25 protein-coding genes are annotated in these 20,888 nt (G+C 72.6%); 20 read left to right on the top strand and 5 right to left on the bottom strand.

Annotation, left to right across the window (positions count from 1 at the left end):
- Nucleotides 1-109 precede the first annotated feature (109 nt).
- The 3 genes from FHX80_RS04485 (at nt 110) to FHX80_RS04475 (ending at nt 2,871) form a co-directional block, all read left to right on the top strand.
- On the top strand, nt 110-1,084 hold the full coding sequence (locus FHX80_RS04485; RefSeq protein ID WP_145767070.1) for an ABC transporter ATP-binding protein: 975 nt from the start codon (nt 110-112) through the stop codon (nt 1,082-1,084).
- Between the two features lie 85 nt (nt 1,085-1,169).
- On the top strand, nt 1,170-2,030 hold the full coding sequence (locus FHX80_RS04480; RefSeq protein ID WP_145762978.1) for an ABC transporter permease: 861 nt from the start codon (nt 1,170-1,172) through the stop codon (nt 2,028-2,030).
- A gap of 34 nt (nt 2,031-2,064) precedes the next feature.
- Entirely contained in the window at nt 2,065-2,871 is an 807-nt protein-coding gene (locus tag FHX80_RS04475) for an ABC transporter permease (protein ID WP_145762977.1), read from the top strand.
- A 156-nt stretch (nt 2,872-3,027) separates the two neighbouring features.
- Here FHX80_RS04475 and ybaK read toward each other — a convergent pair whose 3' ends face one another.
- The 4 genes from ybaK to FHX80_RS04455 all read right to left on the bottom strand — a co-directional run bounded on the left by ybaK (nt 3,028) and on the right by FHX80_RS04455 (nt 7,187).
- The gene (ybaK, locus tag FHX80_RS04470; RefSeq protein WP_145762975.1) at nt 3,028-3,531 is read right to left on the bottom strand and encodes a Cys-tRNA(Pro) deacylase; all 504 of its coding nucleotides are present in this window, start codon (nt 3,529-3,531) and stop codon (nt 3,028-3,030) included.
- 22 nt (nt 3,532-3,553) lie between these two features.
- Nucleotides 3,554-4,297 carry an LON peptidase substrate-binding domain-containing protein gene (locus tag FHX80_RS04465; protein WP_145762972.1) on the bottom strand — a complete coding sequence of 248 codons (744 nt, stop codon included), beginning with the start codon at nt 4,295-4,297 and terminating at the stop codon, nt 3,554-3,556.
- Nucleotides 4,298-4,302: 5 nt separating this feature from the next.
- Nucleotides 4,303-5,340 (bottom strand): hypothetical protein, encoded by a 1,038-nt coding sequence (locus FHX80_RS04460; protein WP_145762970.1) that lies wholly within the window; start codon nt 5,338-5,340, stop codon nt 4,303-4,305.
- A gap of 245 nt (nt 5,341-5,585) precedes the next feature.
- On the bottom strand, nt 5,586-7,187 hold the full coding sequence (locus FHX80_RS04455; protein ID WP_145762969.1) for an oxidoreductase: 1,602 nt from the start codon (nt 7,185-7,187) through the stop codon (nt 5,586-5,588).
- A 146-nt stretch (nt 7,188-7,333) separates the two neighbouring features.
- Here FHX80_RS04455 and hisD point away from each other — a divergent pair, with 146 nt between their 5' ends.
- From hisD to FHX80_RS04410, 10 genes are all read left to right on the top strand, one after another.
- The gene (gene hisD, locus FHX80_RS04450) at nt 7,334-8,656 is read left to right on the top strand and encodes a histidinol dehydrogenase (protein WP_145762967.1); all 1,323 of its coding nucleotides are present in this window, start codon (nt 7,334-7,336) and stop codon (nt 8,654-8,656) included.
- A 29-nt stretch (nt 8,657-8,685) separates the two neighbouring features.
- Nucleotides 8,686-9,855 carry a histidinol-phosphate transaminase gene (locus FHX80_RS04445; protein WP_145767069.1) on the top strand — a complete coding sequence of 390 codons (1,170 nt, stop codon included), beginning with the start codon at nt 8,686-8,688 and terminating at the stop codon, nt 9,853-9,855.
- The gene (hisB, locus tag FHX80_RS04440; protein WP_145762965.1) at nt 9,852-10,454 is read left to right on the top strand and encodes an imidazoleglycerol-phosphate dehydratase HisB; all 603 of its coding nucleotides are present in this window, start codon (nt 9,852-9,854) and stop codon (nt 10,452-10,454) included. The genes FHX80_RS04445 and hisB overlap by 4 nt, the downstream gene beginning before the upstream one ends.
- On the top strand, nt 10,451-10,618 hold the full coding sequence (locus FHX80_RS34595; RefSeq protein ID WP_167523357.1) for a hypothetical protein: 168 nt from the start codon (nt 10,451-10,453) through the stop codon (nt 10,616-10,618). The genes hisB and FHX80_RS34595 overlap by 4 nt, the downstream gene beginning before the upstream one ends.
- Nucleotides 10,619-10,627: 9 nt before the next feature.
- Nucleotides 10,628-11,269: an imidazole glycerol phosphate synthase subunit HisH gene (hisH, locus tag FHX80_RS04435; protein WP_145762963.1), complete on the top strand. Its 642-nt coding sequence runs from the start codon at nt 10,628-10,630 to the stop codon at nt 11,267-11,269.
- On the top strand, nt 11,269-11,994 hold the full coding sequence (gene priA / locus FHX80_RS04430; RefSeq protein WP_145762961.1) for a bifunctional 1-(5-phosphoribosyl)-5-((5-phosphoribosylamino)methylideneamino)imidazole-4-carboxamide isomerase/phosphoribosylanthranilate isomerase PriA: 726 nt from the start codon (nt 11,269-11,271) through the stop codon (nt 11,992-11,994). Before hisH ends, priA begins: the two co-directional genes overlap by 1 nt.
- The gene (locus FHX80_RS04425) at nt 11,991-12,416 is read left to right on the top strand and encodes a RidA family protein (protein WP_145762960.1); all 426 of its coding nucleotides are present in this window, start codon (nt 11,991-11,993) and stop codon (nt 12,414-12,416) included. The genes priA and FHX80_RS04425 overlap by 4 nt, the downstream gene beginning before the upstream one ends.
- Nucleotides 12,413-13,168 (top strand): imidazole glycerol phosphate synthase subunit HisF, encoded by a 756-nt coding sequence (gene hisF / locus FHX80_RS04420; protein ID WP_145762958.1) that lies wholly within the window; start codon nt 12,413-12,415, stop codon nt 13,166-13,168. Before FHX80_RS04425 ends, hisF begins: the two co-directional genes overlap by 4 nt.
- A 134-nt stretch (nt 13,169-13,302) precedes the next feature.
- Entirely contained in the window at nt 13,303-13,890 is a 588-nt protein-coding gene (locus FHX80_RS04415; protein WP_145762956.1) for an ArsR/SmtB family transcription factor, read from the top strand.
- A gap of 25 nt (nt 13,891-13,915) precedes the next feature.
- Nucleotides 13,916-15,163 (top strand): MFS transporter, encoded by a 1,248-nt coding sequence (locus FHX80_RS04410; protein ID WP_145762954.1) that lies wholly within the window; start codon nt 13,916-13,918, stop codon nt 15,161-15,163.
- A 19-nt stretch (nt 15,164-15,182) separates the two neighbouring features.
- Here the strand turns inward: FHX80_RS04410 and FHX80_RS04405 are convergent, their stop codons facing one another.
- The gene (locus FHX80_RS04405) at nt 15,183-15,815 is read right to left on the bottom strand and encodes a TIGR03085 family metal-binding protein (RefSeq protein WP_145762952.1); all 633 of its coding nucleotides are present in this window, start codon (nt 15,813-15,815) and stop codon (nt 15,183-15,185) included.
- An 84-nt stretch (nt 15,816-15,899) separates the two neighbouring features.
- On the opposite strand from FHX80_RS04405, the gene hisI reads away from it, so the two are divergent.
- From hisI to trpM, 7 genes are all read left to right on the top strand, one after another.
- The gene (gene hisI / locus FHX80_RS04400) at nt 15,900-16,283 is read left to right on the top strand and encodes a phosphoribosyl-AMP cyclohydrolase (protein ID WP_145762950.1); all 384 of its coding nucleotides are present in this window, start codon (nt 15,900-15,902) and stop codon (nt 16,281-16,283) included.
- Nucleotides 16,284-16,294: 11 nt separating this feature from the next.
- On the top strand, nt 16,295-17,782 hold the full coding sequence (locus tag FHX80_RS04395; protein ID WP_145762948.1) for an anthranilate synthase component I: 1,488 nt from the start codon (nt 16,295-16,297) through the stop codon (nt 17,780-17,782).
- A gap of 96 nt (nt 17,783-17,878) precedes the next feature.
- Nucleotides 17,879-18,538: a TIGR02234 family membrane protein gene (locus tag FHX80_RS04390; RefSeq protein ID WP_145762946.1), complete on the top strand. Its 660-nt coding sequence runs from the start codon at nt 17,879-17,881 to the stop codon at nt 18,536-18,538.
- Nucleotides 18,539-18,655: 117 nt separating this feature from the next.
- Nucleotides 18,656-18,904, top strand: coding sequence for an HGxxPAAW family protein (locus FHX80_RS04385; protein ID WP_145767068.1), 249 nt, complete (start codon nt 18,656-18,658; stop codon nt 18,902-18,904).
- A gap of 80 nt (nt 18,905-18,984) precedes the next feature.
- The gene (locus FHX80_RS36690; RefSeq protein WP_244318133.1) at nt 18,985-19,596 is read left to right on the top strand and encodes a DUF2752 domain-containing protein; all 612 of its coding nucleotides are present in this window, start codon (nt 18,985-18,987) and stop codon (nt 19,594-19,596) included.
- Between the two features lie 115 nt (nt 19,597-19,711).
- Nucleotides 19,712-20,521 (top strand): indole-3-glycerol phosphate synthase TrpC, encoded by an 810-nt coding sequence (gene trpC / locus FHX80_RS04375; RefSeq protein WP_145762944.1) that lies wholly within the window; start codon nt 19,712-19,714, stop codon nt 20,519-20,521.
- Between the two features lie 8 nt (nt 20,522-20,529).
- Nucleotides 20,530-20,745, top strand: a complete 216-nt coding sequence (gene trpM, locus FHX80_RS35450; RefSeq protein ID WP_145762942.1) for a tryptophan biosynthesis modulator TrpM — start codon at nt 20,530-20,532, stop codon at nt 20,743-20,745.
- The last annotated feature ends 143 nt before the right edge of the window (nt 20,746-20,888 follow it).

Here is a 20,888-nt window from a genome sequence, read left to right as displayed (position 1 = left end):
CGTTGCTGTCCGGTCGGTGCGGCCCCGGGCGTAGTGGGGGTGCCCGGACCCCGTACTCTCGTACCTCGTGAGTACGGGCACAGCACAGGCGCAGACGGCGAACGGCACCGTGTGCGCGGTGCGTGATCTGGTCAAGACCTACCCCGCGGCCCGGGGCCGGCGCGGCACACCCGCCACCCCCGAGGTACGGGCCACCGACGGCATCAGCCTGGACGTCCGGCGCGGCGAGATCTTCGGGCTGCTCGGCCCCAACGGCGCCGGCAAGTCCACCCTCGTACGACAGCTCACCGGGCTGATGCGGCCCGACTCCGGCAGCGTCGACATGCTCGGCCACGACCTCGTGCGCCACCCCGAGCGGGCCTCCCGGCTGATCGGCTACCTCGGCCAGGAATCGACCGCACTCGACGAGCTGACGGTGGCGCTCGCCGCCGAGACCACCGGGCGGCTGCGTGGCCTGCCGGTACGGGACGCCCGCGCCGAGCGCGACGCGGTACTCGACGAACTCGGCCTCGGCGAGATCGCCGGACGACCCCTGAAGAAACTCTCCGGCGGGCAGCGGCGGCTCGCCTGTGTCGCGGCCGCGCTGGTCGGGGAGCGTCCGGTGCTCATCCTCGACGAGCCGACGACCGGCATGGACCCCGTTGCCCGGCGCGCCGTCTGGGCCGCCGTGGACCGGCGGCGGGCCGAGCGCGGCGCGACGGTGCTGCTGGTCACCCACAACGTCATCGAGGCCGAGACCGTCCTCGACCGGGTCGCCGTCATCGACCGCGGAAAGGTCATCGCCTGCGACACCCCGGCCGGACTCAAGGAGCAGGTCGCGGGCGACGTCAGGGTGGAACTGGTGTGGCGCGAGCGGGCACCGCTGGACGTGCCCGAGGTCGCGGCGCTGCGGGCGTCCGCGCAGGAGTCCGGACGCCGCTGGGTGCTGCGGCTCGGGCCCGACGAGGCGCGTGCGGCGGTCGCCGCGGTGACCGGTGGCGCGGCCTTCGCCGCGCTCGACGACTTCACCCTGGCGACGCCCAGCCTGGAGGATGTCTATCTGGCGCTCGGCGGGGGCGCGACCAAGGGGCTGGTGAAGTCATGACCGCGATGCGTGCGACGAGTGGCGCGGCCGGAGCGGACCGGTGCGGGCGCACGGCCGGGCAGGGACCGAACAGGAGCAGCACCAGGTGACGAGCATCGTTCCCGCGGAGGCGGTGTCCGGGCAGTCGGCACGCACCGAGACGTCCGGCAGGTCCGGCCCGGACGCTTCCGCCGACGGCCGGAGCACGGGGCCCGCGGTGCTCGCGCCGCGGGCCCGGCTGTTCCCCTCGCTCGCGGCGGTCTACCGGGCCCAGCTCTCCCGGGCCAGGGTCGCCCGCATCCCGCTGCTCTTCGTGGCCACCTTCCAGTCCGTCGGAATCATGGTCCTGATGCGCGGGGTCGTGGACGGCGGCTCCGAGGCGCGGGCCGTCGTGGCCGGTTCCAGCGTCCTGGTCGTCGCCTTCGTCGCGCTGAACCTGCTGGCCCAGTACTTCGGGCAACTGCGCGCCAACGGGGGGCTCGACCACTACGCGACCCTGCCGGTGCCGCCCGCCGCCGTGGTGCTCGGAGCGGCCGGGGCGTACGCCTCCTTCACCGTGCCCGGCACGATCGTCACGGCCGTGGCGGGCAGCGTGCTCTTCGGGCTGCCGATGACCCACCTGTGGGTGCTCGTCGCCGTCATCCCGCTCTCCGGCGCGGCCCTCTCCGGACTCGGCGCCGCGCTCGGACTGCTCGCGCCCCGGCAGGAGCTGGCCACACTGCTGGGCCAGCTGGGCATGTCCGCGGCTCTGCTGCTGGGCGTGCTTCCCGGGGACCGGCTGCCGGAGCCGATCGGCTGGGCGCGCGACCTGCTGCCCTCCACCTACGGGGTCGAGGCGCTCTCCCGCTCCTTCGACGTCCACCCCGACTGGGCGGTCGTCGCCCTCGACCTCGCCGTCTGCGCCGTCGTGGGTGTGCTCTCGCTGGCCGTGGCGACCTGGGCGTACCGCAGGGCAGCGGTCCGGTGAGGCGCGGCACAGGGACGCCTGGCACGATGGCACGGTGACAGCACCTCTGACGCCGCCGCACCAGCCCTCGCCCCACGACCCGTGGCAGACGCCGCCGGACGGGGGCGGTCCCGGTGGCTCCCATCTCGGGACCCTGCCGGAGTCGCCGCAGGAGGGGGATCGCCGTACGGATCTGCGCCGGGCCGCCGTGGTCGCCGCCGTCGTGACGGTCGCCGGATTCGGGCTCGGGCTGCTGTGGCTGTCGCTGGCACCCCGGGTGCCGCTGATCTCCGACAACACGGCCGTCTTCCTGAGTGACAGCGAGGGCGAGGAAGCGATCGGGGCCGACGGCACGTTCGCACTGCTCGCGCTGGCGTTCGGCGCGGTCTCCGCGGCGCTGGCCTTCTGGTTCCACCGACGGGGCGGAGTCGCCCTCGTGATGGGGCTCGCGGTGGGCGGAGTGCTCGGGTCGGTGCTCGGGTGGCAGCTGGGCACCCGGCTGGGACCGACCAGCGACGTGGTCGCCCACGCACGCGAGGTGGGCAAGGGCGTGATCTTCGACGCGCCGCTGGAGCTGCACGCGAAGGTGGCGTTGCTGGCGTGGTCGCTGGCGGCGATGGCCGTGCATCTGGGGTTGACGGCGATGTTCGGGCCACAGGATCCGGAGCCGGAGTGGGGGGTCTACCACGCGCCTGGGGGTGCGCCGGTCTACGGACCCGCGCCGTCGCCCGGGGCCGCGCCGTCGGGCTGGGCCGCACCGTCGCCCGGAGCCGCGCCGTCGGGCTGGGCCGGGCCGTCGTCCGGGGCCGCGCCGGGGTCGTCGCCCTCGCCCGAGCCTCCTGCTCCGCCTTCGGGGTCGTAGCGGGGCGGATGCTGGGCCGCTGCGCGGGGCTGTCCCCTCACCGCCGCTTCCCGAAACCGGGGCTCTGCCCCGGACCTCGAACCTCAAACGCTTGACGGGCTCACAGGGGGCCGAGGACGGACCGGGCCGCCCCGCTTCGGCTCCCGGCCGTACTCCTCAGCCGCGGCCGATCTCCGCGAACACCGCCCCCGTCAGGGACGCCAGATCCGTGGGGGACAGCTCGACCTCCAGGCCGCGGCGGCCCGCCGAGACACAGATCGTCCCGTGCGCCCGCGCCGACGCGTCCAGCACCGTGGGCAGCCGCTTGCGCTGGCCCAGGGGCGAGATGCCGCCCCGGACGTAGCCCGTGGTCCGTTCCGCGGCCGCCGGGTCCGCCATGGCGGCCCGCTTGCCGCCGACCGCCGAGGCGAGGGCCTTCAGGTCCAGGGAGCCGGCGACGGGGACGACCGCGACGGTCAGCCGGCCGTCCACGTCGGCCACCAGGGTCTTGAACACCCGGTCGGGTGAGACGCCCAGGGCCTCGGCCGCCTCCTCGCCGTAGGAGGCCGACGCCGGGTCGTGCTCGTAGGCGTGCACCGTGAAGACCGTGCCGGCCGCGGTCAGCGCGACCGTTGCCGGGGTGCCGCCGGACTGGTGCTGCTTCTTCGGCTTCTTCGCCACGGGGGAGTGGCCCTCCGGTCGCTCAGTTGGGGTGGGTCGGGGCGCGGGTCAGCTCCACCGCGGGCAGCGACGGCAGATGCCGGATGACGGCGGTCTCGGAACGCAGCAGCGTCAGCTCCTCGCGGAGCCGGGTCGCGGTGTCCGGGGCCTGGAGCAGCCGCTGCTTGGCGGGGACGTCCAGCACGGCCGCGGCCGCGACCAGGTACGAGACGACGGACGGGTCGTCGGGCAGGTCCGCGCCCGTGGTGAGGGACCGCTCACTCGCGCCCGCCAGCCGCTTCTGGTAGCTGCGGAAGGCCCGCAGGACGCCCTCGGCGAGCGCGCCCGCGTCCTCGCCCGGATCCTCCTCGAGCTCTTCGAGCTCGGCCGTCAGATAGGGACCGCTCGCGTCCACCGAAAGCAGCCGGACCCGGGTGGTGCCGGTCGCGAGGACCTCGAAGCTGCCGTCCGACCGCTCCCGGATCTTCGCCGCGTCGGCGATACAGCCCACCCGGTGGAACGTCTGGACGGGGTCGGGGCCGAAACCGTCCGCCGGGCCGCGCTCGACGGGAACGCGCACCGTGTCCGGCATTCCGGCGGCCGTCGGGGCGGTCTCACGGCCGCCGCGGACGGCGACCACGGCGAAGCGGCGCGGTTCGTCCTCGTCGGTCTTCAGCAGTTCGCGCATCATGGCGCGATAACGCTCCTCGAAGACGTTCAGCGGCAGCACGAGGCCGGGGAACAGCACCGCGTTCAGCGGGAACAGAGGCAGGCGAGCGGTGGTCACAACGGTCAAGCGTAATGGCCGCGGGTCCGTCCCCGGTCGGCCCGGTGTCGCAAGGGCGTCACAGACGCCACCTTGAGCCGGGCGCTGTCGCGTGCGTCGAGGTACCGGCCGAGCGGATCCTCGGACACCGAGGACCACGGGAACGAGGCCGCATGGGGTCCGATCTGTCGGAACTGTTCCAGTGCCTCGCCCCAGCGGCGCCGTGCGACCAGTACGTACGCGAGGAGATTGCGGACCTCGGCCGGCCACGGGTCGCCGGGTTCGAAGGACTCGGAGAGCGAGATCGCGAGATCCGCCGCCCGGTCGATGCGTTCCTCCTGCACCGAGGTGGTCCGCGCGGCCGGTCCCTCGGCAAGGACGGCGAAGGCCGCCCGCAGCGGCAGCGCCTGCACCAGGGAGCTGGGCAGCGAGTCCTCGGCGGCCCGCTCGGCGAAGTCGAAGCACTCGCGGTGCGAGCCGTACCAGGCCGCGGAGAGGTACTGCAGGGCGGCGACATGGCAGCCGTAGTGGTGCGTGGAACGCCGGAGGGCCTGCTCCCACAGCGTCTCGAACGTGGTGTGCGTGGCACGGGTGCCGCGGGCGTGGTCGAGCGCGAGGCGCCAGGGCACCGGATCGCGCGGATCGCACTCCGCCGCGGCCGTGATCATCGGTCCCACCTCGCGCAGCTGCTCCGCGCGGGCGGGCGAGTCCCAGGCGCGCGACAGCGCGAGCTGGGCCTTGACGAGCAGTGCGTCGGGGTCGTGCGGGGTGACGGCCAGCCAGCCGCCCAGCCAGCCGTCCCGGCTCCGGGCGAAGGCGACGAGTCGGTTCAGATAGCGGTCCCGGCTCTCCCACTCGGCCGCGTCCCGGGTGGTGGCCAGCAGCTTCGCGGCCGGCTCGTACTCCCCGAGCGCGGCGGCGACCAGCGCGGGCGAGAGCCGCTCGTCGGGGGCGTCGAGCATCACCGCATGGTCCGCGGGCAACCCGGTGGACAGCTCCGGGGCGTGCCGGATCATGCGCGCGGTACGGATCAGGGCACGGAGGAAAGGCATGGTGCAGACCATTGAAAAGCGCTGGTCGGGGCGGCGCCAGAGGGGTGCTGTGAAGCTTTGGTGCCGAGTGAACGGGTTGTCCTGCAGACGGTCAAGAAAGAGTAAAGGAAATCGAGGAATCTGGCCTGTTCCTGTCGTTCCGGGGGTAGTGGTCGGGTGGTGTGCCCGGAGCGCAGGAGGCGTGTTCGGGCGCCGATCCGCCCGTTCGCGGAGCGGCGGAGGGCGGGTGGTCCGCTGCCGTGGAGCGCGCTTCGCGGTCAGCTGCGGCGCAGCAGCCGTGAGGCTCCGGCCGCGACGGTGGTGGCCAGTATCCAACCCAGCAGGATCAGCGCGGCCGCCACCCACTGCCAGCCGCCCTTCAGCAGCCAGTAGCCGTCCTGGCCGAGGTTGATCACCGGCACCAGCAGATCCAGCGCGTACAGCGCGGGGTTCCACTCCGGATGCTCGCTCACCTTGATCGCCGTCGGCTGGTACTGCGAGAACGCCACCGCTCCCGCCGCCCACAGCACCGCCATCCACACCGCGGCCCGCCCCGGCCGGTAGCCGTACGCCACCGTCCAGTCCTGGAGGTAGCCCCAGAGCTTCGCGGCGGGCGGCAGCGTCTCGCGGCGCCTTCGCTGCTTGGCGAGCAGCACCTCGCGGGCATCCGCGTCCTCGCCGCTGTTGCGGAGCACGGTGGCCAGTCGTTCGTACGGCTCCGGCACGTACTCGGGGGTCGCCGCCGCCACCCACTCCAGGCGCCGGGAGAGCGGGAAGTGCCCGTACGGGACGAGGTTCTCGTACACGAATCCGCCCATCGCCAGGCCGCCCGGACCCGGCCAGCTGGACGACACGTCGATCAGCGTGACGATCCTCGCCCCGTTCAGCACCACCCGGCCCTGGGCCGGGCGTTCCGGGTTGAACCTCAGCTCGGGGGTGACGATCCGGCGCAGCGACAGCTCCTCGTGGCCGATGAGGACGAAGACGGCCTTGTGCAGATCGACCGCGTCACCGAACCGCCCGTCGTCCAGCCGTACCCCGCCCCGGCACCGGAAGACCTGCGCACGGGTGCCATGGGCCGGTGTCGGGGACGAGACGATGCCGTACGGGGGAGTGTTGCCCTGGTTCCCGGTGTCCACGCTGACCCACGCCTCGCTCATGTACAGCGTCCGCTCCACGCTCAGCTGCGGGGCGTTCAGCGCGCGGAGCCCCTGCGTGGCCCGGAGCCGGCTGCCGCGCAGGCTCAGCGAACCGCCGACCTTCGTCCCGCGCAGACTCAGCTCGCCCAGTGTCTCGATCATCTCGGCCTGCAGGTCCTGGGCGACGGTGAGCCCGTCGCCGATGAACGCCCGCCCCTGCCGGTCGGGGCCGATGTCGATCTGGTTGATCAGCAGATCCGTGCCGATCTGGGCGTCCGTGAGGCGGATGCCCCGCTCGACCCGGCAGCGAGGCAGATGCAGATCGCCCTCGGTGCGCAGCCGGGCGGCCTCCAGCCGCGGGATCGCGCACCCGATCATCCGCAACGTCGTGAAGTGGCACTCGGGCAGCACCACCTCCTGCTCGAAGCGGCAGCCGGTCAGTTCCACGTACGGATCCACCCGCCCGCCCGCGAGATCCAGCTTTCCGGTGATCCGTACGCCCCGGAGCTTCAGCGCGGCCACCCGGCCGGGCCTGGCCCGCGGACCGCTCAGCAGCAGCCGGGCGACGACCCGGGCGTCCACACTGCGCTCCAGACCCCAGGCGAGCGGGGCGAACGGATCGTTGAGCATCGCGTCACGGGCGCGCAGATCGTAGGTGGTCCCGTTCCTGAAGGACTGCCACATGCCCAGCTCGGCTGCGCTGAGGCCGTCCGGAAAATCCCCGTCGTGCGGTTCGGTCACCGATGCCCCTTTCACTCGGAGCCCTGATCCCGTTATTCCCTCAGAGTGACGATATGAACGCTAATAGTCAGCCGTGACACCAACGGCATGTATCAGCCAGTGATACGGGCGTCCGGGCGCCGGAGGCGGTCTGAGAGAATTGCGGTGTGATCTCTCGAATCGATCTGCGCGGCAATGCCCTCCCCGAGGGCGGCGCCCTGCGCGACCTGCTGCCCCGTGCCGAGTTCGACGTGGAAGCCGCCCTGGAGACGGTGCGGCCCATCTGCGAGGACGTACGCCATCGTGGTTCGGCGGCAGTGATCGACTGGGGGGCGAAATTCGACGGGGTGCGGATCGACTCGATCCGGGTTCCGGCCAAGGCCGTCACCTCGGCGCTGGAGCAGCTCGACCCCGCCGTGCGCGCCGCCCTGGAGGAGTCGATCCGCCGCGCCCGCCTCGTCCACCGCGAGCAGCGCCGCACCACCCGCACCACCCAGGTCGTCCCCGGCGGCACCGTCACCGAGAAGTGGGTGCCGGTCGAACGCGTCGGGCTGTACGTGCCGGGCGGGCGCTCCGTCTACCCGTCCTCCGTCGTGATGAACGTCGTCCCTGCCCAGGAGGCGGGAGTCGAGGGCATCGCCGTCAGCTCCCCGCCGCAGAAGGAGTTCGGCGGACTGCCCCACCCGACGATCCTGGCGGCCTGCGCCCTGCTCGGCGTCGACGAGGTGTACGCGGCCGGCGGCGCCCAGGCCGTCGCGATGTTCGCGTACGGAACGGCCGAATGCCTGCCGGTCAACCTCGTCACCGGCCCCGGCAACATCTACGTCGCCGCCGCCAAGCGCCTCCTCAAGGGCCGCATCGGCATCGACGCCGAGGCCGGGCCCACCGAGATCGCGATCCTCGCCGACTCCACCGCCGACCCGGTGCACGTCGCCGCCGACCTGATCAGCCAGGCCGAGCACGACCCGATGGCCGCCGCGGTGCTGGTGACCGACTCCGCGGAGCTCGCCGCCGCCACCGAGGCCGAGCTGAAGCCACAGGTCGCCGCGACCAAGCACGTCACCGACCGGATCGAGCCCGCGCTGGCCGGCCGCCAGTCCGCGATCGTCCTGGTCAACGACCTGGAGGACGGCCTCAAGGTCGTCGACGCGTACGCCGCCGAGCACCTGGAGATCCAGACCGCCGACGCGGCCGCAGTCGCCGGCCGGGTCCGCAATGCCGGCGCGATCTTCGTCGGCCCCTGGTCCCCGGTCTCGCTCGGCGACTACTGCGCCGGCTCCAACCACGTACTGCCCACCGGCGGCTGCGCCTGCCACTCCTCGGGTCTGTCCGTGCAGTCCTTCCTGCGCGGCATCCACATCGTCGACTACTCCCGCGACGCCCTCGCCGAGGTCACCCACCACGTCGTGACCCTCGCCGAGGCGGAGGACCTCCCCGCCCACGGCGCCGCGCTCAAGGCCCGGTTCGGCTGGAAGGTTCCGCAGCAGTGACGAACGACAGCACCACGAACGACAGCACCCTGAACGGCAGGACCACGAACGCCGGCGGTACGCACAGCGGCACCACCAGCCGTCCCTGGGACGACCTCCCCATCCGGGACGAACTGCGCGGCCAGTCCCCGTACGGGGCGCCCCAGCTCGACGTACCGGTCCGGCTGAACACCAACGAGAACCCCTACCCGCTCCCCGAGGCACTGGTCGACCGGATCGCCGAACGGGTCCGCGAGGCCGCCCGTGACCTCAACCGCTACCCCGACCGGGACGCCGTCGAGCTCCGCACCGAGCTCGCCCGCTACCTCACCCGCACCGCCGGGCACCAGGTCACCCGCGCCAACGTCTGGGCCGCCAACGGTTCCAACGAGGTGCTCCAGCAGCTGCTGCAGACCTTCGGCGGCCCCGGCCGTACCGCGATCGGCTTCGAGCCCTCGTACTCGATGCACGCCCTCATCGCCCGCGGCACCGGAACGGGCTGGATCTCCGGGCCGCGCAACGATGACTTCACCATCGACGTGGAGGCGGCCCGTGCGGTCATCGCGCGGGAACGCCCCGATGTCGTCTTCATCACCTCGCCCAACAACCCCACCGGCACCGCCGTGGACGCCGAGACCGTCCTCGCGCTGTACGAGGCCGCGCAGGCCGCCCGGCCCTCGATGGTCGTGGTCGACGAGGCGTACGGCGAGTTCAGCCACCACGCCTCCCTGCTCCCGCTGATCGAGGCCCGCCCCCACCTGGTGCTCTCGCGCACCATGTCGAAGGCGTTCGGCGCCGCCGGACTGCGGCTCGGCTACCTCGCGGCGGACCCCGCCGTCGTGGACGCGGTCCAGCTGGTGCGGCTGCCGTACCACCTGTCCTCCGTCACCCAGGCCACCGCGCTCGCCGCCCTGGAGCACACCGATACGCTCCTCGGGTACGTCGCGCAGCTCAAGAGCGAACGCGACCGGATCGTCTCCGAGCTGCGCGCTCTCGGTTTCGACGTCACCGACTCGGACGCCAACTTCGTCCAGTTCGGCCGCTTCGCCGACAGCCACACGGCCTGGCAGCACATCCTCGACCGGGGCGTCCTGGTCCGGGACAACGGCGTACCGGGATGGCTGCGGGTCTCCGCAGGGACCCCGGCAGAGAACGACGCGTTCCTCGATGCGGTACGCACGCTTGTAAATGAGATCGCCAAGAAGGAGCACGACGCATGACTCGCGAGGCCCGCGTAGGAAGAGTGGAGCGGACCACCAAGGAAACCTCCGTGCTCGTCGAGATCAACCTCGACGGCACCGGCAAGGTCGATGTCGCGACCGGGGTCGGCTTCTTCGACCACATGCTCGACCAGCTCGGCCGCCACGGACTCTTCGACCTCACGGTCAAGACCGACGGCGACCTGCACATCGATTCGCACCACACCATCGAGGACACCGCCCTCGCGCTCGGCGCCGCCTTCAAGCAGGCCCTCGGCGACAAGGTCGGCATCTACCGCTTCGGCAACTGCACCGTCCCGCTGGACGAGTCGCTCGCCCAGGTCACCGTCGACCTCTCCGGCCGCCCGTACCTGGTGCACACCGAGCCCGAGAGCATGGCGCCGATGATCGGCGAGTACGACACGACGATGACCCGGCACATCCTGGAGTCCTTCGTCGCCCAGGCGCAGATCGCCCTGCACGTCCACGTCCCGTACGGGCGCAACGCCCACCACATCGTGGAGTGCCAGTTCAAGGCGCTCGCCCGCGCCCTGCGCTACGCCAGCGAGCACGACCGGCGTGCGGCCGGCATCATCCCCTCCACGAAGGGCGCGCTGTGACCGGCCTCAACACCGTCCTGATCCTGGTCGGCCTCTTCCTGGCCGGCGGGGTCTACTCCTTCTCGAAGCAGGGGATGCCCAAGGGCGTCATCGTGCTGCTCGGAATCGGATCCGTGATGTGCCTGGTCGCAGGCGTCATGCGGATCCAGGGACTCTGGGACTAGGGGCCGGGCGTGGACACCAAGAAGAAGGTCGTCGTCTTCGACTACGGCTTCGGCAACATCCGCTCCGCCGAGCGAGCCCTCGCCCGGGTCGGCGCCGATGTCGAGATCACCCGCGACTTCGACACGGCGATGAACGCCGACGGGCTGCTGGTGCCCGGCGTCGGCGCGTTCTCCGCCTGCATGGAGGGCCTGAAGAAGGCCCGCGGCGAATGGATCATCGGGCGCAGGCTCTCCGGCGGGCGCCCCGTCATGGGCATCTGCGTCGGTATGCAGATCCTCTTCGAGCGCGGCATCGAGCACGGCGTGGAGACCGCGGGACTCGACGAGTGGCCGGGCACCGTCGGCCCGCTCAAGGCCGACGTCGTCCCGCACATGGGATGGAACACCGTCGAGGCCCCCGAGGACTCCCGGTTGTTCGCCGGACTCGACCCCGAGGCCCGGTACTACTTCGTGCACTCGTACGCGGCGCACGACTGGTCCCTCGAAGTCACCAACGCCAAGATCCGTGCCCCCAGGGTCACCTGGGCCACGCACGGCGAACGGTTCGTGGCCGCCGTGGAGAACGGCGCGCTGTGGGCCACCCAGTTCCACCCCGAGAAGTCCGGCGACGCCGGCGCCCAGCTGCTGACCAACTGGATCGAGACGCTGTAATGCCGAAGCTTGAACTGCTCCCCGCCGTAGACGTCCGCGACGGCCAGGCGGTCCGCCTGGTGCACGGCGAGTCCGGCTCCGAGACCTCCTACGGCTCCCCGCTGGAGGCCGCACTCGCCTGGCAGCGCGCCGGTGCCGAGTGGCTGCACCTGGTCGACCTGGACGCCGCCTTCGGCACCGGCGACAACCGCGCGCTCATCGCCGAAGTGGCCGGCGCCATGGACATCAAGGTCGAGCTGTCCGGCGGCATCCGCGACGACGCCTCGCTCGCCGCCGCCCTCGCCACCGGCTGCCGCCGCGTCAACCTGGGCACCGCCGCCCTGGAGACCCCCGAGTGGGTCGCCAAGGTCATCGCCGAGCACGGCGACCAGATCGCGGTCGGCCTCGACGTGCGCGGCACCACGCTGCGCGGCCGTGGCTGGACCCGCGACGGCGGCGACCTCTACGAGACGCTCGCCCGCCTCGACTCCGAGGGCTGCGCCCGCTACGTGGTCACCGACATCGCCAAGGACGGCACGCTCCAGGGCCCCAACCTGGAACTCCTGAAGAACGTCTGCGCCGCCACCGACAAGCCCGTCGTCGCCTCCGGCGGCGTCTCCTCGCTCGACGACCTGCGGGCCATCTCCTCGCTCGTCCCGGCGGGCGTCGAGGGCGCGATCGTCGGCAAGGCGCTGTACGCGAAGGCGTTCACCCTCGAAGAGGCGCTGGAGGCGGTCTCCGTATGACCGGCTCCGCCAACGCCGTCACCTCCGCCAACGCGGTCAACCGGATCTCCTCCGGTGCCTCGTGGGAGGAGAAGTTCGGCTACTCCCGCGCGGTCGAGCTCCCGGGCGGCCTGGTGCTGGTGGCCGGGTGCACCTCGGTGGCGGGCGGGGAGATCTCCGCCGGCGGCCCCTACGAGCAGGCCGTCACCTCCTTCGAGGTCGCCTTCGCCGCGCTCGAGCAGGTGGGCCTGGGCCGCGAGGACGTCGTCCGGACCCGGATGTACCTCACGCACGCCCGGGACGTGGACGAGGTCGGCCGCGCCCACAAGGAGCTGTTCGACGACGTCCGCCCGGCCGCCACCATGGTCATCGTGTCCGGTCTCGTCGACCCGAGCCTGGTCGTGGAGATCGAGATCGAGGCTTACCGGGCAGGTGCGCGATGACCCTTGCCGTACGTGTCATCCCCTGCCTCGACGTGGACAACGGCCGCGTCGTCAAGGGCGTCAACTTCCAGAACCTGCGCGACGCCGGTGACCCCGTCGAGATGGCGAAGCTGTACGACGCCGAGGGCGCCGACGAGCTGACCTTCCTCGACATCACCGCGTCCAGCGGCAACCGCGAGACGACGTACGACGTGGTGCGCCGCACCGCCGAGCAGGTGTTCATCCCGCTCACCGTCGGCGGCGGCGTCCGCACCACCGAGGACGTCGACAAGCTGCTGCGGGCCGGTGCGGACAAGGTCGGCGTCAACACCGCGGCCATCGCCAGGCCGGAGCTGATCCGGGAGATCGCCGAGCGCTTCGGCCGCCAGGTCCTGGTGCTCTCCGTGGACGCCCGGCGCACCCCCGCCGGCACCTTCGAGGTCACCACGCACGGCGGCCGCAAGGGCACCGGCATCGACGCCGTCGAATGGGCCCACCGGGCCGCCGAGCTCGGCGCGGGCGAGATCCTGCTCAACTCGATGGACGCCGACGGCACGAAGGACGGCTACGACACCGAGATGATCGCGGCCGTCCGGCGGCACGTGACCGTCCCCGTCATCGCCTCCGGCGGTGCGGGCCGGCTCGCGGACTTCGCACCGGCCGTCGGCGCGGGAGCCGACGCGGTCCTCGCCGCGTCCGTCTTCCACTTCGGCGATCTGCGGATCTCCGAGGTCAAGGGCGCCCTCCGGGAAGCCGGACACCCGGTCCGCTGAGCACGGGCAGACGTCACCGGCCGCGAACGGTCGGTGACGTCGCCATGTCCGCAACCATGACGAGCTCGGATCGTGCAACTTTTATTGCGCAACAGATATTGCGCAAGATTTCTTTCCTGTCTACCGTGAAGGGCATGGCAAGCAACGAATCACGCCGGGTGTCCGACCTCGGCACGCTCAAGGCGTTCGGGCACCCCTTGCGGATGAAGCTCTACCGGGCGCTCTACATCGCCCGGCAGGCCACCGCCTCCCAGCTCGCCGAGCAGGTCGACGAAGCGGTCTCGCTCGTCAGCTACCACCTGCGCAAGCTCGCCGACCACGGCCTGATCGAGGAGACCGAGGGGCAGGGCAAGGACGGCCGCGAGCGCTGGTGGCAGACCTCCTCGAAGGGGCTGAACTTCCACGACGAGGACTTCAACGACGCGCCCGAGAAGGTCGCCACCCACACCGCCGTCGGCCGGCTCTCCTTCGACCAGCGCAACGAGCTGTACTGCCGCTTCCTCGACACCTACCAGAGCTGGTCCCCGGAGTGGCGCAAAGCCTCCTCCAGCTCCGAGTACCTGGCCAGGCTGACCGCAGAGGAGCTCGCCGCGCTCAGCCGCGAGGTGCACGAGATCGTCGACCGGTACGAGGAGCAGGGCCGTGCCCGGGACGAGGCCGGCGACACGGAAGGCCGCGAGAACGTCGCGATGCACCTGTACGCATTCCCGTTCCGCACCTGACCAGGCCACCCGAGAGGACGCCCCCGTGACCGTCACGCTCACGCCCGAAAAGGCTCCGGAGCGCCCCGCCCACCGCGACAGGAACGTCTTACGCTGGCTCGGCGCCTACACCGCGTCCACGATCGGCGACAGCGTCTACTACATGGCCCTCGCCTGGGCCGCCGCCCGCACCGGAAGCGCCTCCCAGACCGGACTCGTGCTGGCCGCGGGCTCCATACCCAGGGCCCTGCTGCTGCTCGGCGGGGGAGTGCTCGCCGACCGGTTCGGGCCGCGCCGCGTCGTGGTCGTGAGCGACACGGCCCGCTGCCTCGTCATCCTCGGCCTGGCCGGGGCGCTGCTCCTCACCTCGCCCACCGTGTGGATGCTGATCGCGGTCGCCCTGGTCTTCGGCGCGGCCGACGCACTCTTCCTGCCCGCCGTCGGCGCCCTGCCGCCCCGGATCACCGCGGCCGGCCAGCTCGCCCGCGTCCAGGGGATGCGCGGCCTCGCCACCCGGACCGCCAATGTCGTCGGCGCCCCGCTCGGCGGCGTCGCCGTCGCCGTCGGCGGCCCGGTCCTCGCCTTCGCCGCGGCCGGTGTGCTCTTCGCCGTCTCGCTGCCGCTGCTGCTCGCCGTGCGGATGCGCCCGCTGCCCGCACCTGAGCAGGCGGCCGAACCCGCCGGCACCGCCTGGCGCGAACTCGTCGACGGGCTGCGCCACATCCGCCACCACCCGCTGCTGGGCCCGTTGATGCTCGTCATCGCCGTCAGCGAACTCGGCTTCGTGGGACCGCTCAACCTCGGCCTGATCCTGCTCAGCGAGGAACGCGGCTGGGGCGCCTCCGGGATGGGCTGGATCGTCGCCGCCTTCGGCACCGGCGCGGGCGCGTCCGCCCTGGTGCTCGCCGTGCGCGGCCGGGTCCCCAGGGCCGGCCTCGTCATGTGTCTCACCGTGCTGGTCGGCGCGGTTGCCATCGCGGCCATGGCACACGCGCCTTCCGTACCGCTCGCCGCAGGCGTCGCGCTCCTCGTCGGGCTCTTCGCCGGACTCGGCGGCGCCCTGTGCGGAGCACTCGTCCAGACCGCCACCGACCCCGCCTACCTGGGCCGGGTCACCTCGGTCTCGACCCTGTTCACCCACGCCCTCGCACCACTCAGCTACCCCGCCACCGGCGCGGCCGTCGCCCTCTGGGGCACCGGCCCGGTCTTCGTCGCCAGCGCCTCGCTGTGCGCGGCCGGGGCGGTGGCGGGCCTGCTGCTCTCCGCGCTGCGCCGCGCGGAACTCCCGCGCTGAGCAGCGGCCCGCCCCGGACCTACATGCCGAGCTTCGCCGTCGTCACCCGGGAGATCGCATCCTGGTCACCGTCCAGCTCCACCCGCGCCGCGTCCTGCCGCCCGAACGCGAACAGCAGCAGTTCACCCGGCTCACCGGTCACCGTCACCACCGGGGTGCCCTTGTGCGCGACCACGGTCTGCCCGTCGGGGCGGCGCAGCACCAGCCCCACCGGGGCCTTCCGCCCCAGCACCCGCGCCGCCCTCTCCATGCGCGACCACAGGACGTCGGCGAAGACCGGGTCCAGCTCCCGCGCCGACCAGTCGGGCTGGGCCCGGCGCACATCCTCCGTATGGACGTAGAACTCGACGGTGTTGGCGGCCTCGTCCACCTGTTTCAGGCCGAACGGGGACATGCGCGGCGGTCCCGTACGGATGAGCTGGATCAGCTCCTCGTACGGCTTCGAGGAGAATTCGTTCGTGATCCGCTCGCCCCGGCTCTTCAGGGGGCCGATCACCAGCCCGGCCGCCGCGTCGGGCCTGCGCTCCCGCACCACCACATGGGCCGCCAGGTCCCGGGCCGTCCAGCCTTGGCAGAGGGTCGGGGCCTCCGGGCCCGCCGCCTCCAACAGGTCGGCGAGCAGAAGTCGTTCGCGCTTCGCATGGGTCGACATGTCCGCCAGCGTACGACCGGTGTCCAGCGTCCGCCCAGTGGACGCCCGCCCGGACGGCCTCCGCGGCCACGGCACAATGGGCACATGAGCAGCACGCCCACGCCCGGCACCCCACCGCCCGCCAGCGGCCTCGACCCCGCCATCGCCGCCCGCCTCAAGCGCGGCGCCGACGGACTGGTCCCGGCCATCGCCCAGCAGTACGACACCGGCGAGGTGCTGATGCTCGGCTGGATGGACGACGAGGCCCTGCACCGCACCCTGACCACCGGCCGCTGCACCTACTGGTCGCGCAGCCGCCAGGAGTACTGGGTCAAGGGCGACACCTCCGGTCACATCCAGCAGGTCAAGTCGGTCGCCCTCGACTGTGACGCCGACACCGTCCTCGTCCGGGTCGACCAGACGGGTGCCGCCTGCCACACCGGCGACCGCACCTGTTTCGACGCCGACGTCCTCCCGCTCGGACAGTAGGGTCTGCCGCCATGGATCTCGACACCTTCCGCAAACTGGCCGTCGACCGGCGCGTCATCCCCGTCACCCGCCGGCTCCTCGCGGACGGCGACACCCCGGTCGGGCTCTACCGCAAACTCGCGGGCGAACGCACCGGCACCTTCCTCCTCGAATCCGCGGAGAACGGCCGCACCTGGTCGCGCTACTCCTTCATCGGGGTACGCAGCGCCGCCACACTCACCACCCGGGACGGCCAGGCCCACTGGGCCGGCACCCCGCCGGTCGGCGTCCCCGTCGACGGCGACCCGCTCCAGGCCCTGCGCGCCACCATCGAGACCCTGCACACCCCGCACGGCCCGGAATCCGGACTTCCGCCCTTCACCGGCGGCATGGTCGGCTACCTCGGCTACGACATCGTGCGCCGCCTGGAGAAGATCGGTGAGAGCGGCGGCGACGACCTGCAGCTCCCCGAGCTGACCATGCTGCTCACCTCCGACCTCGCCGTCCTCGACCACTGGGCCGGCAGCGTCCTGCTGATCGCCAACGCGATCAACCACAACGACCTGGCCACCGGCGTCGACGAGGCGTACGCCGACGCCGTGAACCGGCTCGACGCCATGGAGCAGGACCTGCGCCGCCCCGTCGAGAACGCCCCGGCCGTCCTGCCGCCCTCCGAGCTCCCGCCGTACACCGCGCTGTGGGGCGGCAAGGCGTACCAGGACGCCGTCGAGGACGTGAAGGAACGCATCAGGGCCGGCGAGGCCTTCCAGGTCGTCCCCTCCCAGCGCTTCGAAACCCCGTGCACGGCAAGCGCGCTGGACGTCTACCGGGTCCTGCGCGCCACCAACCCCTCGCCGTACATGTACCTCTTCCGGTTCGACGGCTTCGACGTCGCGGGCTCCAGCCCCGAGGCGCTCGTCAAGGTCGAGGACGGCCGCGCGATGGTCCACCCGATCGCCGGGACCCGGCACCGCGGCGCCACCCCGCAGGAGGACCAGGCGCTCGCCGAGGAACTCCTCGCCGACCCGAAGGAACGCGCCGAGCACCTGATGCTCGTCGACCTCGGCCGCAACGACCTGGGACGGGTCTGCGAACCCGGCAGCGTCGAGGTCGTCGACTTCATGTCGGTCGAGCGGTACTCGCACGTGATGCACATCGTGTCCACCGTCACGGGCCGCGTCGCCGAGGGCCACACCGCCTTCGACGTCCTCACCGCCTGCTTCCCGGCGGGCACCCTCTCCGGCGCCCCGAAGCCGCGCGCCATGCAGATCATCGAGGAGCTCGAACCCACCCGCCGCGGCCTGTACGGCGGCTGCGTCGGCTACCTCGACTTCGCCGGGGACTCCGACACCGCCATCGCCATCCGCACCGCCCTGCTGCGCGACGGAACGGCATACATCCAGGCCGGGGCGGGCATCGTCGCCGACTCCGACCCGGTCGCCGAGGACACCGAGTGCCGCAACAAGGCCGCGGCGGTGCTGCGCGCCGTCCATACGGCCAACCGCCTCCGCGGCGCCTGAGACGCTCCGAGGCCGGCCGGTGCGCCCGGGGGCCGCGTCGCGAGGGCTCCATCTCACACCCCCCGTGTGCCGCCCGGCCCGGGGCGGTAGGGGATAGTGGAGTCCGTGAGCGCTGTCCCCGTACCCCAGCCCCGTGCCGTAGCCGTCCTCGCGCCCGACAGTGCCGGAAGCCGCCGAAGCCTGGCCGTCGGCCTGCTCCTCGGGGCAGCCGGCGCCACCGTCGTCCTGCTCGCCTCCGGGCAGACCTGGGCCGAGGGCCGGGCCGCGGTCGGCGGCGGCACCCTGCCGCTGAACGCCGACGGACAGGACGTCACCGGTCTTCCGGCCGCCCTCGCCATCGTCGGCCTGGCCGCCCTCGTCGCCGTCTTCGCCGTCCGCAGCGGCGGCCGGATCGTCGTCGCGGGACTGCTGGCCCTCAGCGGGCTCGGCGCCGCGCTGAGCGCCTTCCTCGGCGCCTCCGACAGCGCCGCACTCGACGCGAAGGCCGCGCAGACCACCGGCGACAGCTCCGCCACCATCGGTGCCCTCAGCCACACCGCCTGGCCCTACGTGACCGCGGCCGGCGGTCTGCTGATCCTGCTCGCCGGGCTGCTCGCCCTGCGCTACGGCAGGCGCTGGCCCACGATGTCCGGGCGGTACGAGCGCGACGGCACCCCGCGCCCCCGCAAGGCGCCCCGCAAGGCCCTCGACCCCGACCGGCCCGAGGACCTGTGGAAGGCCCTCGACCGCGGTGAGGACCCGACGCGCGAGGCATGACCCCCCAGCTCACGTCCTACCCGCACGTACGGGACAATGGAGGTGAGCTCACAGCGCAGCGGCACTCACAGCGGCACCGAGCGATACCAACAGCGCAACACCAACGAGGAGCAACTCATGGCGGGCAGCAGCCACGGACACACCCCGGCCGCCTGGACCGGTGTCATCATCTCCTTCATCGGCTTCTGCATCGCAGGCGTCTTCACGGTCGCGGCGAACCCGCTCGGCTTCTGGGCCGGTATCGCCGTCACCGTCATCGGTGGGATCGTCGGCCTCGCGATGAAGGCCGTCGGCCTCGGCATGCCGAAGGAGTCGGCGGAGCTGGCCCAGGCCAGGGCCCGCGCCGGGCAGGCGCAGACCTCCTGACCCCGTCCGCAGGACGTACACATGCGAGGCGCAGCCCGGACCGGGCTGCGCCTTTCCGCATCAGCGGGGACAATCACCGGGTGGACGCTTCGCCATCACCAGCCGCCGCCCCGCCGACGCCGGGCCCCCCGCCCGCGCCCGGCACCGCCCCGGCCCCCGGCCCCCGGCCCGCTCACGACGGCCCTCAGCCGTCCGGCCCGCAGGGCGCGCCCGGCGGGCGGCTGCCCGCACCCGGTCCGCCCGCCGGGCACCGGGGCCCGTTCCCGCCGGTCTTCCCACCGGCACCCGTCCCCGCCTCGCGGCTGCGGCGGATCGCCGCACCGGCCGGTGTCATGGCCGGCATCCTCGGCGCCTTCGCCTTCGTCGGCTCCGTCGACCCCAACGAGCCCGGCCACTACCCGGTCTGCCCGCTGCTCCGCTTCACGGGCATCTACTGCCCCGGCTGCGGGGGGCTGCGCAGCGCCCACGCCGTCGCCCACGGCGACATCGCGGCGGCGTTCGGCTCCAACGCCCTCGCCGTCATCGGCTACGGGATCTTCGCCGTGCTCTGGGTTCTCTGGATGGTCCGCGCGGCCGCCGGGAAGCCCACCCGGATCGTGCTGAAGCCCATCCACTGGTGGGGGATCGGAGCCGTCCTCATGATTTTCACCATCGTCCGGAACCTGCCGTTCGGATCGGCGCTGGCGCCGTGAATGCCCAGGTAGTGGGACATCTGTCGGCCGGATGCGAGCCCATCGGCCTCCTGCGGATACCATCGACATGGCTGATCCTGTTCCCTTGTCACCGTCCCGGAAGGGGGCCGCTCGCGTGAGTGTGCTCGACGAGATCATCAACGGCGTACGCGCCGACCTCGCAGAGCGGCAGGCGCGCGTCAGCCTCGATGAGCTGAAGGAACGCGCGGCGCGCGCCCCCCAGGCGAAGGACGGAGTCGCCGCCCTGCGCGGCGAGGGCGTCACCGTCATCTGCGAGGTAAAGCGCTCCAGCCCCTCCAAGGGGGCCCTCGCCGCCATCGCCGACCCGGCCGCACTCGCCGCGGACTACGAGGCGGGCGGCGCGTCCGTCATCTCGGTCCTCACCGAGGAGCGCCGCTTCGGCGGTTCGCTGGCCGACCTGGAGGCCGTCCGCGCCAAGGTCGACATCCCGATCCTGCGCAAGGACTTCATCGTCACCTCGTACCAGCTGTGGGAGGCACGGGCCTACGGCGCCGACCTCGCACTGCTGATCGTCGCCGCCCTCGACCAGGAGGCCCTCGTCTCCCTGATCGAGCGCGCCGAGTCCATCGGCCTGACGCCGCTGGTCGAGGCGCACGACGAGGAGGAGGCGGAGCGTGCGGTGGACGCCGGCGCGCGGATCATCGGCGTCAACGCCCGCAACCTGAAGGACCTCAAGGTCGACCGCTCCACCTTCGAGCGCGTCGCCCCCGAGATCCCCGACCACATCGTCAAGGTCGCCGAGTCCGGCGTCCGCGGCCCGCACGACCTCATCGCCTACGCCAACGCCGGCGCGGACGCCGTGCTGGTCGGCGAGTCCCTGGTCACCGGCCGCGACCCGCGGGCCGCCGTCGCCGACCTGGTCGCCGCGGGCGCCCACCCGGCGCTCCGGCACGGACGGAGCTGACCGCACCCATGTCCGCCGACCGTTCCGTGTCCCGTGTCCGGCCGGGCCCGCGCCCCGCCGGGGCCACCGGCCGGGACCCGCACGCGCCGCTGGCGCGTGGCTGCCGCCCCCGCGGCTGCCGCGCCCCCGCGCGCCGCGTGCACGGCCGGCGTGTGCGGTACGTGATCGGTGACGAGCCCGGCCAGGTCAACGGCATGCGATGGCGCACGGGGCCCGCGCAGTAAGCGAGCCCCGGCCGTCGCACCCACCGCCGCACCCGGCGGAACCGCACGACCGAACCGCCCGGCCACGGCTGCGGTGGCGCTCCGCTCACGGCGCAATACGGTGAATCCACGCATCCACCCCATGCCTGTCGAGGAGCACACGT

Source organism: Streptomyces brevispora (assembly GCF_007829885.1).
In the GTDB taxonomy this organism is placed as follows: domain Bacteria; phylum Actinomycetota; class Actinomycetes; order Streptomycetales; family Streptomycetaceae; genus Streptomyces; species Streptomyces brevispora.
This window is presented reverse-complemented; position numbering and strand designations above follow the sequence as displayed.

Bases quoted from the DNA above. Each gene is read 5' to 3' on its own strand.
- FHX80_RS04460 (WP_145762970.1), bottom strand. From the start codon at position 5,340: ATGGTCTGCACCATGCCTTTCCTCCGTGCCCTGATCCGTACCGCGCGC.
- hisB (WP_145762965.1), top strand. From the start codon at position 9,852: ATGACTCGCGAGGCCCGCGTAGGAAGAGTGGAGCGGACCACCAAGGAA.
- priA (WP_145762961.1), top strand. From the start codon at position 11,269: ATGCCGAAGCTTGAACTGCTCCCCGCCGTAGACGTCCGCGACGGCCAG.
- FHX80_RS04425 (WP_145762960.1), top strand. From the start codon at position 11,991: ATGACCGGCTCCGCCAACGCCGTCACCTCCGCCAACGCGGTCAACCGG.
- hisF (WP_145762958.1), top strand. From the start codon at position 12,413: ATGACCCTTGCCGTACGTGTCATCCCCTGCCTCGACGTGGACAACGGC.
- FHX80_RS04415 (WP_145762956.1), top strand. From the start codon at position 13,303: ATGGCAAGCAACGAATCACGCCGGGTGTCCGACCTCGGCACGCTCAAG.
- FHX80_RS04405 (WP_145762952.1), bottom strand. From the start codon at position 15,815: ATGTCGACCCATGCGAAGCGCGAACGACTTCTGCTCGCCGACCTGTTG.
- hisI (WP_145762950.1), top strand. From the start codon at position 15,900: ATGAGCAGCACGCCCACGCCCGGCACCCCACCGCCCGCCAGCGGCCTC.
- FHX80_RS04395 (WP_145762948.1), top strand. From the start codon at position 16,295: ATGGATCTCGACACCTTCCGCAAACTGGCCGTCGACCGGCGCGTCATC.
- FHX80_RS04385 (WP_145767068.1), top strand. From the start codon at position 18,656: ATGGCGGGCAGCAGCCACGGACACACCCCGGCCGCCTGGACCGGTGTC.
- trpM (WP_145762942.1), top strand. From the start codon at position 20,530: ATGTCCGCCGACCGTTCCGTGTCCCGTGTCCGGCCGGGCCCGCGCCCC.